The sequence below is a fragment of the Thermosporothrix sp. COM3 genome (assembly GCF_059696735.1).
On sequence record NZ_AP019376.1, the window covers coordinates 3598681 to 3612740 of the forward strand.

At 55.4% G+C, this 14060-nt stretch carries 10 protein-coding genes; 6 read left to right on the forward strand and 4 right to left on the reverse strand.

Annotated elements, in window-relative coordinates; all coding sequences use genetic code 11:
- Positions 1–22: 22 nt before the first annotated feature.
- The 3 genes from KTH_RS15275 to KTH_RS15285 all read right to left on the reverse strand — a co-directional run bounded on the left by KTH_RS15275 (position 23) and on the right by KTH_RS15285 (position 6046).
- The gene (locus KTH_RS15275; RefSeq protein ID WP_497619778.1) at positions 23–1828 is read right to left on the reverse strand and encodes a S9 family peptidase; all 1806 of its coding nucleotides are present in this window, start codon (positions 1826–1828) and stop codon (positions 23–25) included.
- Positions 1829–2015: 187 nt separating this feature from the next.
- Complete coding sequence (locus KTH_RS15280) at positions 2016–4268, reverse strand: Tex family protein (protein ID WP_497623247.1); 2253 nt, start codon at positions 4266–4268, stop codon at positions 2016–2018.
- Positions 4269–4450: 182 nt separating this feature from the next.
- Complete coding sequence (locus KTH_RS15285; RefSeq protein WP_497619780.1) at positions 4451–6046, reverse strand: serine/threonine protein kinase; 1596 nt, start codon at positions 6044–6046, stop codon at positions 4451–4453.
- Positions 6047–6492: 446 nt separating this feature from the next.
- Between KTH_RS15285 and KTH_RS15290 the strand changes: the two genes are divergently transcribed.
- The 5 genes from KTH_RS15290 to KTH_RS15310 all read left to right on the forward strand — a co-directional run bounded on the left by KTH_RS15290 (position 6493) and on the right by KTH_RS15310 (position 12181).
- Positions 6493–7401, forward strand: a complete 909-nt coding sequence (locus tag KTH_RS15290) for a sigma-70 family RNA polymerase sigma factor (protein WP_249033436.1) — start codon at positions 6493–6495, stop codon at positions 7399–7401.
- Positions 7402–7609: 208 nt separating this feature from the next.
- On the forward strand, positions 7610–8767 hold the full coding sequence (locus tag KTH_RS15295; RefSeq protein ID WP_497619782.1) for a protein kinase domain-containing protein: 1158 nt from the start codon (positions 7610–7612) through the stop codon (positions 8765–8767).
- A gap of 71 nt (positions 8768–8838) precedes the next feature.
- A complete protein-coding gene (locus KTH_RS15300; RefSeq protein WP_497619784.1) occupies positions 8839–10560 on the forward strand; it encodes a HEAT repeat domain-containing protein in 1722 nt (573 codons plus the stop codon).
- Positions 10561–10640: 80 nt separating this feature from the next.
- Positions 10641–11354 (forward strand): cytochrome c biogenesis CcdA family protein, encoded by a 714-nt coding sequence (locus KTH_RS15305; RefSeq protein WP_111317500.1) that lies wholly within the window; start codon positions 10641–10643, stop codon positions 11352–11354.
- A gap of 59 nt (positions 11355–11413) precedes the next feature.
- On the forward strand, positions 11414–12181 hold the full coding sequence (locus tag KTH_RS15310) for a DUF2085 domain-containing protein (RefSeq protein ID WP_497619787.1): 768 nt from the start codon (positions 11414–11416) through the stop codon (positions 12179–12181).
- Here the strand turns inward: KTH_RS15310 and KTH_RS15315 are convergent.
- Positions 12178–12477, reverse strand: a complete 300-nt coding sequence (locus tag KTH_RS15315; protein WP_497619789.1) for an anti-sigma factor family protein — start codon at positions 12475–12477, stop codon at positions 12178–12180. The two genes, KTH_RS15310 and KTH_RS15315, sit on opposite strands and share 4 nt — an antisense overlap.
- Positions 12478–13126: 649 nt before the next feature.
- Here KTH_RS15315 and KTH_RS15320 point away from each other — a divergent pair.
- On the forward strand, positions 13127–13675 hold the full coding sequence (locus tag KTH_RS15320; RefSeq protein ID WP_497619791.1) for a hypothetical protein: 549 nt from the start codon (positions 13127–13129) through the stop codon (positions 13673–13675).
- The last annotated feature ends 385 nt before the right edge of the window (positions 13676–14060 follow it).

Here is a 14060-nt window from a genome sequence, read left to right on the forward strand (position 1 = left end):
TGTCGCCGGGCCAACCATCTTCTCACCGGTGCTCCCCGCGCAGATGCTGATCCAGAAAACGGACGACCGCCGGATATGCTTGCAGGCGGTTCGCACGCTTCACAATCCCGTGTCCTTCATCCGCAAAGATCAAACACTCGACGGGAACATTGCGCTCCTGAAGCGCCTTCACAATCTGCTCCGTCTCTCCGACCGGCACGCGGGGATCATTCGCACCGTGGATCACGAACAGTGGCGCCACGATCTTTTCAACATGGTTGATCGGTGAGATCTGTTCCAGAAACTCGCGATCATGTTCCAGACTCCCATACTCCGACTCGCGCAGCTTACGCCGCCAGGGGCCGGTATTCTCCAGGAAGGTTACCAGATTGGCGATGCCCACAATGTCGACGCCTGCCGCCCAGAGCTCGGGATAGGTTGTCAGCGCCGCAAGCACCATAAAGCCGCCGTAGCTGCCACCCATGACCGCGATCCGTTTCGGGTCAGCAATGCCCTGCTCACAGAGCCAGTTGACCGCGTATTTCAGGTCAGCAACCGAGTCCATGCGCTTGCGTACGTCATCGAGACTCTGATACTCATAGCCGTAGCCGGTACTGCCGCGCACATTTGGCGCCAGCACCGCGTAACCGCAGGCGACCAGATATTGATAGAGCCAGTTAAAACGAGGCCGCTCCTGACTCTCGGGGCCGCCATGCACGCTGATAATCACGGGCAGGTTTTCGTGCTTCCCTTCAGGCAGGTACAGGAAAGCCGGTATCTGACGCTCGTCAAACGAGGGATAGCGCAACAACTGAGGAGAGACAAAGGTGTCACGTGGAATACCTCCGGTCGAGCTGTAGGTCATGCGCTGCACAGTTCCACCGTCCAGATGCCAGACCCAGATATCCGTAGTATCATCGGCGGCGCTCAGGGTAATCGCCAGCTCGTTTCCTTCCTTCGACCAGCCCAGGCTGAGCACCACACCCTTCGGAAGCGTCGGAGCGATCAACTGCTTGCGTTCATCCCACCCCTGCGTCACATCATAGAGTTCCAGCCGCGAACAGCCATCCTCGTTTATACTGAGCGCAAGCACCGAGCCATCCTCTGTCAGGGCCAGTTGCTCGATATCCCACGACAGCTCATAGAGAAAGGTCATCTCCGTCGTTTCCAGATCAAGATAGGCCAGCGACATAAACTCCCGCCCCCGATCGGAGAGCAGATAGAGCCCCTTGCGATCGGCGGTCCAGCTCGCAGCCCCATGCCAGGCAGGCCCTTCCTGAACGGCCGGGGTCAGCTCGCGCACCTCATTGGTCACCGTATCCAGCAAGAGCAGTTGATTCTGGGTGGTGGTCAGCGAGCGGGAAATCAGGACAGAGCGCCCATCCGGGGAGTACTGGCGTGCATAATTCGAGCCGTCCTGCTGATACAGCAAGCGAGCCGCGCCACTCTCAATCCCCATTTCATAGATATCGAAATAACGCTGATCGCGTTCATTGCTGCTATATACGATCCGGCGACCATCAGGAGACCAGGCACCAAAATGATGCATGACCTCGGGCTTCTCGGTCAGCCCTTTGAGGACCGAGCCGTCCGCATGGAGAAGATAGAGCTGCGTCCGCTCATTGCCGCCCATATCGCCGACCGCTATCAGGGTATTGGCAACAGGAGAGAAAACAGCTTCCATCATACGTTCATTGCGGAACGTCAATTGTTCTGGCCAGGCGGGGCGCTTCGCCTGCTTCTCAACAGCGACACTCCAGACCTCATGCACGCCTGTGATATCCGTCAAGAAGGCCATCTGGCTTCCATCGGGTGAAAAACTCGGCAACATCGCCGAGCGGACATTCATATATCGCTCAAACTCGTAGGTTCTTTTCACCATGCGCAAAGCCTCTCAAAAAGTTGTGGATGTCGATAAGAGGGAATATATTGATATTATAGGTCAGGATTTCCAGTCCTGGCCAGAAAAGACAGCACACGAAAATGGCCCCCTGCCCGGAAGCAGAGAGCCATTTCGAGTGATTGACGAACTGAGATCAATGGATTCCCTTCATGCTTAGTTGAATGCGCCCGCGCTGCATATCCACCTTCAGCACGCGCACCTGAATCACCTGCCCGACCGACACCACGCTAAGAGGATCACGTGGAGCGGAACGATCAAAGCGCTCAAACATCTCGGAAATATGCACAAGGCCATCCTGCTTCACGCCGATATCCACAAAGGCGCCGAAATCGACGACATTGCGCACAGTGCCCTGTAAGACCATCCCGGGCTGAAGATCCTCCATTTTCAGCACATCATGGCGCAGAATTGGCCTGGGCAGCGCATCGCGTGGGTCAAGGCCCGGCTTCTCCAGGTTTTCCAGGATATCTTGCAGTGTTGGCAGACCGACCCCGATCTTCTTCGCGATATCGCTCCATACCTCCTGCTCGCTGTCGCCGCCTCGATTGCGCATGCTGCGCCCGAACTTCGTCTGAAGCGTGAGTAACTGCTTGAACTGGGCGATACGCTCAGAAGGTTTTTGCGTCTCATCGCCGGGGAGCATCTTGAGCAAGGCGCGGGCCGCATCATAGCTCTCAGGGTGGATAAAGGTATTGTCCAGCGGCTCCGTACCGTTCGCGATCTTGAGGAAGCCAGCCGCCTGCACAAACGTGGCCGGACCCAGACCGGGAACCTTCAGCAGGTCATTGCGCGAAGTGAAGGGACCGTTTGCCTCGCGATACTTCACAATGGCGTTGGCCACCCGGGTATTGATCCCAGAAACGCGCTTGAGCAGCGCCGCCGAGGCCGAATTCACGTCCACACCCGCAAAGTTCACACAGGAGACCACCACGCGGTCAAGCATCGCGGCAAGCTCCTTCTGATCCACATCATGCTGATAGAGCCCGACACCGACAGCCTTCGGATCGATCTTGACCAGTTCGGCCAGCGGATCTTGCAGGCGTCGAGCAATCGAGATCGTGCCGCGCTGTGTGGCATCGAGGTTGGGGAACTCCTCGCGTGCCGCCTCCGAGGCCGAGTAGACCGATGCGCCCGCCTCATTCACGATCACATAGCCGATCTGCTCGGCTTTCCCGTTCTCCTGCTCAAGGTCGTGAATCAGGGAGGCAACCAGTTGTTCTGTCTCACGGGAAGCGGTGCCGTTCCCAATGGCGATCACCGTGATCTCGTACTTTTGAATGAGAGAGCGCAGCGTCTCTCTGGCCTGCTGCTCTCTGTGCAGATAGATGACATCGGAGGTGATAAAGCTGCCAAACTCGTTGACGACCGCCACCTTACAGCCAGTTCGAATACCCGGGTCAATGCCGAGGACCTTCTTTCCGCGGAGCGGTGGCTGTAACAGCAGATTACGCAGGTTGACGGCAAAGATGTTGATCGCGTGCTCTTCGGCTTTTTTGGTCAGCTCAACGCGCACCTCGCGCTCCATTGAGGGAGCCAACAAGCGTTTATAGCTGTCCCCTATCGCCTCCTCAAGCAGCGAAGCAAACGGTGAGGTTGATTTGGAAGGGTAGACGGCAGTAATGGAGTTCTGCGCTTGTTCATACGGGAGATCGACGCTGACACGCAGGACGCCCTCACGCTCCGCCCGATTCAACGCCAGAATCTGGTGAGGCACCAGCCGCGTGATCCGCTGATTGAACTCATAATACAACTGATACACGCCGTTGGGATCTTTCTCTTTCAGCGTCTCTTCGTCGGCCACCCGGGCGCTGAGTTGCGAGCGCTGGAAGAACTGCGTACGCACATTGCCACGGACGGTTGCATCCTCGGCGATGATTTCGGCCACGATATCACTCGCGCCTGCGTAGGCTTCCATGCTGGTCTCGACCCCTTTTTCGGGATCAAGGAAGGGTTGAGCGTGCTCCTCACGCAAGGCCTCGGGATCGCCGACTAGCTCGGGCTGCTGCAAAATCAGCTCTGCAAGCGGGGCCAGACCCTTTTCACGCGCCACACTGGCCCGCGTTTTGCGCTTGGGACGATAAGGGAGGTAGATATCCTCCACCTCCTGCAAGGTTCTTGCCGCCTGAATAGCGGCTTCGAGTTCGGGCGTCAATTTCCCTTGCGTATCGATCAGGCGGCGGACATCCAGCTTTCGCTCGTGCAGCGCACGCAGCGAAGCCGCTCTATCGGCAATCCGTTGAATCTGGACCTCATCCAGACTTTCGGTCACTTCTTTCCGATAACGAGCAATAAACGGAATCGTGTTCCCTTCATCGAGCAGCGTGATAGTGCGAGCGACCTGATCGGCTTTGAGCTTCCATTCAGCGCTCAATTCAACACTCAGCATCTCCGCTATATCGTGAACGGAAAGCGCTTCTTCAAGAGTTGCTTGATTCGTTCCTTCTTGCGTAGCCAAAGATTTGTACTACCTTCCCTTTTTTCAGAAATAGGAATTGCAAGCTGATCGTATCACACGATGCCCGCCCTCCCATACTTCTCAGGAAAAAGCTCCTATCTGTCGATAGCACTTCAGGGTAGGTATTTCTGTTGTCGCTTCGCCTTATACCGCGCGTTCCCGAGCACCCCCCCGATCCAGCCAAAAAGAAAAGCCACCACCAGCCCGGCCCCCAGAAAGACCAACAGTGGGTGTGCCTGTCCTGTCACCTGCGTGGGCAACGTCAGGAAGGGCGGATAGACCTTCGCCCAGGCCGCGGCGACCTCTTCGGGCGATGTGATCCCGCCGTAGTCCGCAAGCACGTTAAAGAGACGCACCACCAGTGCGACCAGAAAGATGATCCAGAAGGTCACAGTACTGACCACCCCGGCCCAGATCCCGGCCAGACCACCACGTAAGGAGGAACCACCGCGCCAGGTCGTCACCAGCCCCGAGAGGAGATAGAAGACACAACCGAGCCCGATTCCCAGATAAAAGTTCGTGGCCGTTGTCTGCGAGATCAGCAGCAAAGCCCCGAGCACACCCTGTAACATCCCCCAGAGACACCCCTGATTGGATGCGCTCGGTAGCGGGCGCATCGGCACATAGCCATAACCCGGCTTGATCGCCGGTCCGGGCGCTGGCTGGCCCCGGCCTTTGGGCACCTGCACAGGCGGGCGCATCTGCTGCATTTGCGGCCCATAGGGGACGTAGGGATAGGGCAGCGGATCCGGTTCGGGTGGTGCGGGCAGCTTCAACGGCTGCTGCGTGCCGCTATAGCCATGCTGCGAGGGTGGCGCCACCGCGATGGTCGGTTCGTCGTGCTCGTGATAGTCGGAGCCCGTCAAAGCCTCAGCGAACTCGCTCATGCTGCTGAAGCGCTGGTCGGCATAGAGCGCCAGCCCACGCAGCAGCGCCATCTCTACCTGTGGCGAAATCTGCGGGTTGAGCAGACGCGGCGCGACCAGATCATCCTGGTAGCTGCGCTGCAAGGCCGGCGGTGGCAGACGATTGGTCAGCAACAGGTACATCGTTGCGGCCATCGAATAGATATCCGAGCGCGGCCCCGTGGTGCCGGTATATTGTTCCAGGGGGCTAAATCCCTCGGTTACTGCCTTGATCAACGTCTGGGTTGCCCGTTTGGGATCTTCAATCTTGGTCAGACCAAAATCAACCAGCACGGTCGTGCCGTCAGGGGTCAGCAGAATATTGCCGGGCTTGATATCACGGTGAATAATCGCAGGCTGGCGGCTATGGAGCTGCTGTAACACCTCGATAATAGGCAGCAGCCAGGACAGCACTTCCTGTTCGGTACAAGGCCCATGCTGCTGACGCCCCGGCTCGGCGGTTCCGACCGTCCCGGCAGGGACGCGGCTCTTGAGCACCTCAAGCAGGTTACGCCCCTCGATCAATTGCATGACAAGGTAGAAGCGTCCCTTGTCCTCGAAAGCGTCATACACCTCCGGAAGATGTTTACTTCTGACGGTAAAGAGGACACTCGCTTCCATGAGAGCCTGACGCCGAGCGGCAGGAGTCACATCATATGTCTCCTTAATCGCACACTGGCGATTTCCCTCGGTCGTATCACAACCACGATAGACCGCCCCAAACCCACCATTATTAATCAGTGGCCCTATGATATAATGCCCGCCCACCACCGTACCGGGATCAAGGGCGAGTGGTAAGCTCATATTCATGTGCGCCTCTTCAAAGAGAGAGAAAAACCGAGAAGAAAAAACGTATACATAATTGTTATCAATAGTGCCGTCAAGAGCATGGCAACAGATCGCTTCGATGACAGCCCATATCTTGATAGCTTCTATATTATAGAACGTGCAAAACTATGTACGTTACAACGGAGTCTGAGTTACAAAGGATAGCCAGAAATTCAGTTTTGGGAGAGAGATTCCAGCGTAATGTACATCCATTATACCGAAAACAAAAGCCAATTGCAGCATCCGCAGAAGATGGTGCAGCGAAAAAACAGGGGCCGGAACAAGCGAAAAAAAGAACTTTCACGCAAGGCTGAAGGCCTTTCGCTTGCAATAACCCACATGTATGATACAATAACCAAGACTGAACTAATGTGATGTACAGTTTGCAGGAAGAAAAGAGCAAGCACTTGGAACGAAAAGTGATGTTTGACACTGAACATGACCGCGAAAAGCCGGTAGAGACAGAACGCGAACACCTGCAAGAAGCAGAGTTCAGTAACCTGGCACAAAGTGACAGTTTACGACTCTACCTTCGCGAGATCTCGCGTATCCCGTTGCTGTCAGCCGCCAGCGAAGCTCGCCTTGCGGAACTAGCCGAGAAAGGCGATAAGGAGGCTCGAAATCATCTGATTGAGGCGAACCTGCGACTGGTAGTAAGCATTGCCAAGAAGTACGTCGGTCAGGGGCTTTCACTTGAAGATCTCGTGTGTGAAGGCAACATCGGCCTGATTCGTGCTGTCACGAAGTTTGACTATCGCAAAGGCTTCCGCTTCTCTACCTACGCCACATGGTGGATCAAGCAGGCCATCACTCGTGCCATCCTGGAAGGCACTCGCGTTGTCCGTCTTCCTGTCTACATCATGGAAGAGGTCATGCGGGTCAAACGCATCACACGCCAGTTGTATCAGGAACTTGGACGCGAACCAACTCCTGAGATCATTGGCGATCGTCTGGGAATGTCCGCCGATCGTGTCAGCGAACTGCTCATCTGGGCCGAAAAGATCTTCTCGCTGGACGCTCCACTTTCCGATGAAGAAGAAAACACACTCGGCGATATCATCGAAGATAGCCGCGAACGCAGCCCAACAGAAATCACAGATCAACAGCTTTTGCGCGAAGAGATTCGCAAAGTGCTCGGACAGTTAACTCTGCGCGAACGACAGGTAATTGAATTGCGCTTCGGCCTGATTGACGACCATGATCATACTCTGGAAGAGGTTGGCAAAAAGCTAAAGGTGACCCGTGAGCGCGTGCGCCAGATCGAGGAACGCGCGATTCGCAAGTTGCGCCATCCGCAGGCCAGCCGCATTCTGAAAGATTACCTGGACTAGAAAACGGGCACAAGCAGAGAATATCGAGGTATGTATGCATATCTTCTCTGTTCTCTGCTTCTATTTCCATTATGGGTGATACTCAAGCGTTCTGCATCGGGACAGCGCCTTCAGACCGCACGAATATATCCGCGGATAGGCATACATTTTGTCGCTCGCATCCTTCCGCTTTCCCGGCAGAGACGCACCAAGAGGTGGGATGTTTGACATGAACGAACTGGCAGGCCGGAGCCTGAAAGGGTATTTGCTGGAAGAGGAGATAGGGCGCGGCTCTATGGGCGTTGTCTATCGCGGAAAGCAAATCGCGCTGAACCGTGAAGTGGCGATCAAGGTTCTCCCCCCATCGCTTGCCACCGACTCAACCTACGTTGCGCGTTTTATTCGTGAAGCCCAGATTGTCGCCGGACTCAACCATCCAAATATTGTGCATATCTATGACGCAGGGCAGCATCAGCAGGTGCTGTACTTTGCGATGGAATATGTTCAGGGCCCAACGCTCGCCAGCCTGATTCATATGGATGGTATTATTCCCGAACGCCTCGCTATCGAATACGCCGCCCAGATCGCCGAGGCGCTCGACGCCGCCTATAAAGAACGCCATGTGATCCATCGCGATATCAAGCCCGAAAACCTGATGCTCAATCGATGGGGCAAGATGAAGGTGATGGACTTTGGCCTCGCACGCGCTCCCGGTCTCCAACAGATCACCGTCGCGCGCACGCTGGTGGGCAGCATCTACTACTCATCACCCGAACAGATCTGGGGTCATCAACTGGATAACCGCAGCGATATCTATGCGCTCGGCGTGGTACTCTATGAAATGGTCACGGGACGCCGTCCGTTTACCGGTCGCTCGATGCCCGAACTGACCCAGACGATTGTACAGGGCATCTTCCAGCCGCCCCGCGTCTATAATCCCGAGATTCCCCCGGCCCTTGAGCGCATCATCCTGACCGCGCTGGCCCGCGACCGGGAGAGACGCTATGCCAGCGCCGCCGATATGGCCGAAGAGCTCCGGGGCCTTCAGGCTCCCAACACATCCATCACGCGCCCGCTCCCGCCGCTCTCGCTGGATCGCATTACCGTGCAGCTTCCACAGAGAACCCCTGAGTCGTCGCGCTTGCTGAACAATCATCTGGCCCTGCCGCCTGCCCCCACATTTCGGGAGCAGCCGTCATCGTCGTTTCAGTCGCTCTCCTCGCTCCACAACCTGAGCGGCTCGCAATCAGGCATAAATACACAAATGCCGATTACCCCGCCTCCGATTGATCCCGGTGAGGATGATCTGGACCAGAAAACCCGTGGTCGCCGCAAAATCTGGAGTCAGCTTCAGCGGATTTTTAATCCGACCGAGCGAACCGAATAAGCGCTGCCGAAAATTTGGTCTCCAGGGCTATAACTAAGACAGAGTATCCAAACTGAAAAGAGTTGCTCTGTATGTCTGGTCAGTATTCACAATTCAATCAGCAACAAACAACACTCAAGACACATAGCAGTGGTTTGAAAGCAAAACAAATTCGTGTGGCGTTGGTCCAGCTTCTCGCGCCAGACACGGACTATCATACCCGTCTGCTCGCCTCCCGACGTCTGGCACGCTATGGGCCCGATGCCCTGCCACTTATCCTCCAGACGCTCAGCGCTCACGAAGAGATTACCGAGCCCGAATGGCCCTGGTGGCCACCCCAATATGAGCATTGCAGCCGTCTGTTACTGCATCTCAGCCAGAAAGCGGCTCTACCACTCGAAGCGCTGCTTCAGCATCCCGCCATCGAGCACCCCCCCGGGCCTGTACTCTGGATCAGCGTCATTGAGGCTGCTGAGCTTCAAGGAGAGCCGCGCTATGAGTCGCTCTTTCGTGAGGGGCTGAATACGCCGTGGACAACGGTACGCTATGCTGCGGCTCTGGCCCTGGTCACGCGCGCCCGCAATGTCACTCTGGACCGCGCCACGATTCAGGCGCTTTATACCCATCAACATCCGGAAGAGGCCTTTCCCGTCCGCCTGACTACCGCCTATGCGCTGCTCAACAGCCGCGAGTATGCCGGCCTGGGGACCCTGCTTCAGTTGCTCCATCCCCACACGCCCCCCGAGGTTCGCAAAGCCGCGCTCTTTCTTCTGGCAACTGAAATGCCACTCAATCTTTCGATCAACCAGCGGGAACAACTGGCAACCAGCCTGATGCAGTCGCTCTATGACACAGATATGGAGCTCGCCCTTCAGGCCGCGCACGCCCTCAGCATTATTTCGCCGCCCTCTGTACTCCCACCGTTGAGCGAGATGCTGCGCTCGCCCCGGCCCCGCCTGCAATTGGTTGCCCTGACAGCGCTGGAAGAGATCACCAGAAAAGACACTATGCGGCGAATGATCCGCTCTTACTCGCTCCCGACGGAGATTCAACGCCTGCTGAAATCACCTGTCGACGAGGTGCGAAGGCAAGCAGCCTATACGCTGGCTGCCTGTGGCGGAGAGTACGTGAAGGCCGTCTTTGGCACGATTATGCTTCATCCCGAGCACCCGGCCTACGTCGAGGCTATCGAGGGAATGCGGCTGCTGCATGGCGCGTTACGGGCCTCCAATCGCCGCCATATTGTGCGCTGGCTGCTTGGTCCATTGCAACAACACGATGAGCACATTCAGGTCACGGCTCTGGACTCGCTGGCCTACCTGCTCTATCTGGCTCGCAATCAAGGCAAGAAGAAGGCGCTGCAAGATATCAGCCAGCTTATCACACAGGACCCGGTCATCCTGGAACTGCTCAACGACCCGAGCGCCTGGGTTCGTCAGCGCACCCTCGAACTGCTCGGGATGCTCTGGAACCCGCATGCCATGTTTATCACGCCACATGCCCAGATTTTGCGCCTGCTCCTCAATGATCCCGATAGCGGGGTACGAGCCTGTGCGGCCTTTGTTTGCGGCCATATCGGGGCAAGATGGGCCATTCCAGCGCTGATTCAGGCGCTCCTTGATCATGATGAGCATGTGGCACAAACAGCATTCCACTCGCTCTGTCAGCTCACCTCGACCGATGACCCGCTTTTCAACGCGGTCGTACATGAGCTTTCCTATCTGGGCCCGAGCGAAAGCGGCGAACCCCATTCCCTGATGGTGGCTGCACAGGAACATCTCAAGCAGACGCAACGCGCCAGAAAGCGCCCCTGACGTTGCATAGATTCGTGTAAGCTCCTATACTATGACCAGGAATAGAGTACAGGAAAACGAGGAGCGTAGAACAGTACAGCATGAATCCGACACAGCTTCATTTTGGTCTTGCTTTTGTAGCAGGCCTGGCATCTTTTCTCTCTCCCTGTGTCCTTCCACTTGTCCCGATCTATCTGGGGCAGTTGGTCGGCCAGAGTATTTATCAGGCGAAACAAGAGGCGTCACAGCGCTTCACCACTTTTCTCCATGCAGCCTCCTTTGTGGGTGGCTTTACCTTGATGTTTATTGCGCTAGGGGCAACAGCGAGCGTGCTCGGAAGCTTCTTACGAGAGCATCAGGTTCTGTTACGGCAGATCGGCGGCGTGATTCTCTGCCTGATCGGACTGCACCTGACCGGCCTTCTGCGTCTGCCCTTTCTCTATACACAGAAACGGTTCTCCTATCGGCCCTCACGTCCAAGCTATCCAGCCTCCTTCCTGATCGGCGTTATTTTCGCGTTAGGCTGGTCTCCCTGTATCGGGCCAATTCTTGGGGCTATTCTGGTTCTGGCAGCCGACGCGGAGACATTACGACAGGGGATCTTTCTGTTGCTGCTCTACTCGCTCGGCCTGGGCATTCCGTTCCTGCTCCTCGGGCTGGGAGTCAATCAACTGAGCAAGCTGTTAACGCGGCTGAAGCCTTATCTGGGAAAAATTGAGATCGCGACAGGCGTGCTGATGATCGTGGCCGGAATTGTGATCTTCTTCAACCTGCTGACCTTGTTCAACTCGTTCTTCAATATCGGGCTTTCCTGAGTAGAATGACGCACAAACGCGAGCCCATACAAAAAGCGCCGACAGATTCACCGACGCTCATGTTATTGCTGGCCATGCTCTATCTGGGCCTGCTGGCCGCACTTCTCTTTCTACCAGAACAGCCACTGCTTGAGCGTCTACGCTGGTTGGATAGCGGAATCTGTGCCCAACAACCGGGCCACACCCTGCATCCCGGCGGGATCGCACTTCCGCTGTGCGCTCGTGATACCGGGATCTATCTTGGTCTGTTGCTGACTGTGTGCGCGTTGCTGGTCACGGGTCGAGGAAAGGCGCAACAGATTCCACCGCTTCCCCTTGCGCTTGTGCTGGCAGGGGGCTTTTGCCTGATGGCAACCGATGGCTTGAATTCACTGGCAGTTGATTTGAGGCTTCCTCATCTTTACCCGCCGCACAATCTGTTGCGCCTTGCAACGGGACTGCTGGCGGGGCTGGCAATAGGATCGTTTCTGCTTCCTGTGCTGAACCAGATGCTCTGGTCTACATATCATCGTAGTGCAAGTATTCCATCGTGGCGCTTTCTCTTTGGCCTGCTGCCACTGTTGATACTTGCCTTCTTTGCCGCCGCTTCGCAGCATCCGCTGACACTCTACCCGCTGGCGCTCCTCAGCACCGCTGGCCTGCTTACCGCGCTTGGCAGCCTGAATCTGCTGCTCCTTGTGCTGGTGAGAAAACGCAGCGAAACTTTTGTCAGATATAAAGAACTTCTCCCTTATGCGGGCATTGCCTGCCTGCTCAGTATAGGAGAAATGCTTCTTCTGGCTCAGGGGCGCTTCTGGCTTCTACAGACACTTGGACTTCCGCTCTAACACCCCTCCATGTCTGCCTGTATCTCCGAGAGCAGCTCTGGAGCCATCTCGACGGTTTTGCCACGAGGCGTACGAGCGATACGCAAAACGGCTTCACGCAAATGCTCGGGCGCTCCCTGTATCTTACAACAATCATGGACTAAACGTTTGAGCCGCATATCAAAGTGAAAGCGGCACTGGCAGCTCGGGCAATCTTCGAGATGCTGCTGCACGATTTCGATTTCTTCTGCACTTAGCTCCCGATCTATATATAGATGGAGACGAGCGGAAATCTCATAACAATTCAAACAATCCATTGAACAATCTCCTGCTTTAGCTCGCCGTTATATCTGTTCATTCTAACATAATCCGCCGGGCTTTTCATTCCCATTGTCAGGATAAGCCGCCGGAAAGAGCGCTCCACAAGCCCACAAAAACGGCGATATATCGGGCTTTCCTGCCTCTCAGTCTTGCTCAAAAAGCCTGCCTGTCTGTTCCCTTGATGCAACCTCTCCATACAGGAAGCGCTCGCCCTCAACAGGTCGTACTATAAGATGAAAAGAGACCCATATCTTTTGACAAAGCATATGGCTATGCGTTCCATAGAGACTATTATAATAGTCTCAGCAGCAGTTGATTACCTCTTTCCGCAGAAAAGATAGTGTATACCATAACCTCAGGCAGACAACAGGCGTCCATCCCGCAGGGCGGTAGCGGCAAAAACGTGGATAGCTGCATCAATCACTTTTCAATACGCTTCATACAAAGAAAATATCTCACTCCCGGGACATTCGTACATGCAGTATTCTCACTCCCAGGTAACCTGTTGCAACCATCGTGTTGCTGAGATCCTCTCTTCGTGCTTGAGAAGCCAAACATGTTACCGCTTCCCTTCAATTCCGTTCTACGTATAGGTATTTTTCTCTATATTCTAGCTACGCTTTTCAGAGGGAGAATAACAACTCTATGCGAACAGGATGCAGAGCTGCCAGCTTACAGATCAGATTGCTTCTCGTCCTCATTATCCTCTGCATCGGAACAACCATCACCGCTATCGCAACCAATCCAGATAACCTGACCTGTGGTGGCGAAAAGATGGGGAAACACGATGTCTGCGTCCACAAGGACAAATACGGCAACACTGAAGAAAAGGACTTTGATGAGGAACGCCAGAGTCAGCAGACGACCAGGACCCTGACAACCATTGCAGCAATCGTGCTCTGGCCAGCCACCATTGGCTATATTTCCTTCCTTGTTATCGCGGCCCGGAAGCGCAAGGCCGCACCTACAGGCTATGTATATCCTGGCAATTACCCGCAAGCGAATATGCCCTATCCGCCTCCGGGCAACTATACACAGCAGCCGGGCAATTATCCACCTCCGGGCAACTACCCGCCGCCTCCGGGCAACTACCCGCAAGCGAATATGCCTTATCCGCCTCCGGGCAACTATATACAACAGCCGGGCAATTACCCGCCTCCGGGCAATTATCCACCTCAGCCCGGCAATAGATAACAGAAGCGTCTGAAACCAAAAAGCAGCGAGGGACAAGCCTTCAGAAATGGAAAGAAATATGCGATTATAATAGAAGGAGGCTGTACCTCGTTGCAGCTTTTATTTCACCAGATGTAGCGCGTCTTGATAGTGGACATAGGGGATAAAAGGTACACCGTTCCGGTTGCGTCAGCAGGGAAGTGCAGAGTGTGGAGGAGGATCAGGGGCTTTCTCTCCCTGTATGATTGGATAGAGAACCACAACTCCGGTACGCAACGCAGTGCACCCGACTGCAACGCGGACCCGACCTGAGGCGTGGAATCAATGAGGAAGCGGACTCACGAATTTCCTTAAAAACCCCCATGTGATATACTATGAGTACTTTGACAGATACCCGTGGGTATCT

Coding starts and splice junctions, on each gene's coding strand:
- KTH_RS15275 (WP_497619778.1), bottom strand. CDS start 1,828: ATGAATGTCCGCTCGGCGATGTTGCCGAGTTTTTCACCCGATGGAAGC.
- KTH_RS15280 (WP_497623247.1), bottom strand. CDS start 4,268: ATGCTGAGTGTTGAATTGAGCGCTGAATGGAAGCTCAAAGCCGATCAG.
- KTH_RS15285 (WP_497619780.1), bottom strand. CDS start 6,046: ATGAGCTTACCACTCGCCCTTGATCCCGGTACGGTGGTGGGCGGGCAT.
- KTH_RS15290 (WP_249033436.1), top strand. CDS start 6,493: ATGTTTGACACTGAACATGACCGCGAAAAGCCGGTAGAGACAGAACGC.
- KTH_RS15295 (WP_497619782.1), top strand. CDS start 7,610: ATGAACGAACTGGCAGGCCGGAGCCTGAAAGGGTATTTGCTGGAAGAG.
- KTH_RS15300 (WP_497619784.1), top strand. CDS start 8,839: ATGTCTGGTCAGTATTCACAATTCAATCAGCAACAAACAACACTCAAG.
- KTH_RS15305 (WP_111317500.1), top strand. CDS start 10,641: ATGAATCCGACACAGCTTCATTTTGGTCTTGCTTTTGTAGCAGGCCTG.
- KTH_RS15310 (WP_497619787.1), top strand. CDS start 11,414: ATGTTATTGCTGGCCATGCTCTATCTGGGCCTGCTGGCCGCACTTCTC.
- KTH_RS15315 (WP_497619789.1), bottom strand. CDS start 12,477: ATGGATTGTTTGAATTGTTATGAGATTTCCGCTCGTCTCCATCTATAT.
- KTH_RS15320 (WP_497619791.1), top strand. CDS start 13,127: ATGCGAACAGGATGCAGAGCTGCCAGCTTACAGATCAGATTGCTTCTC.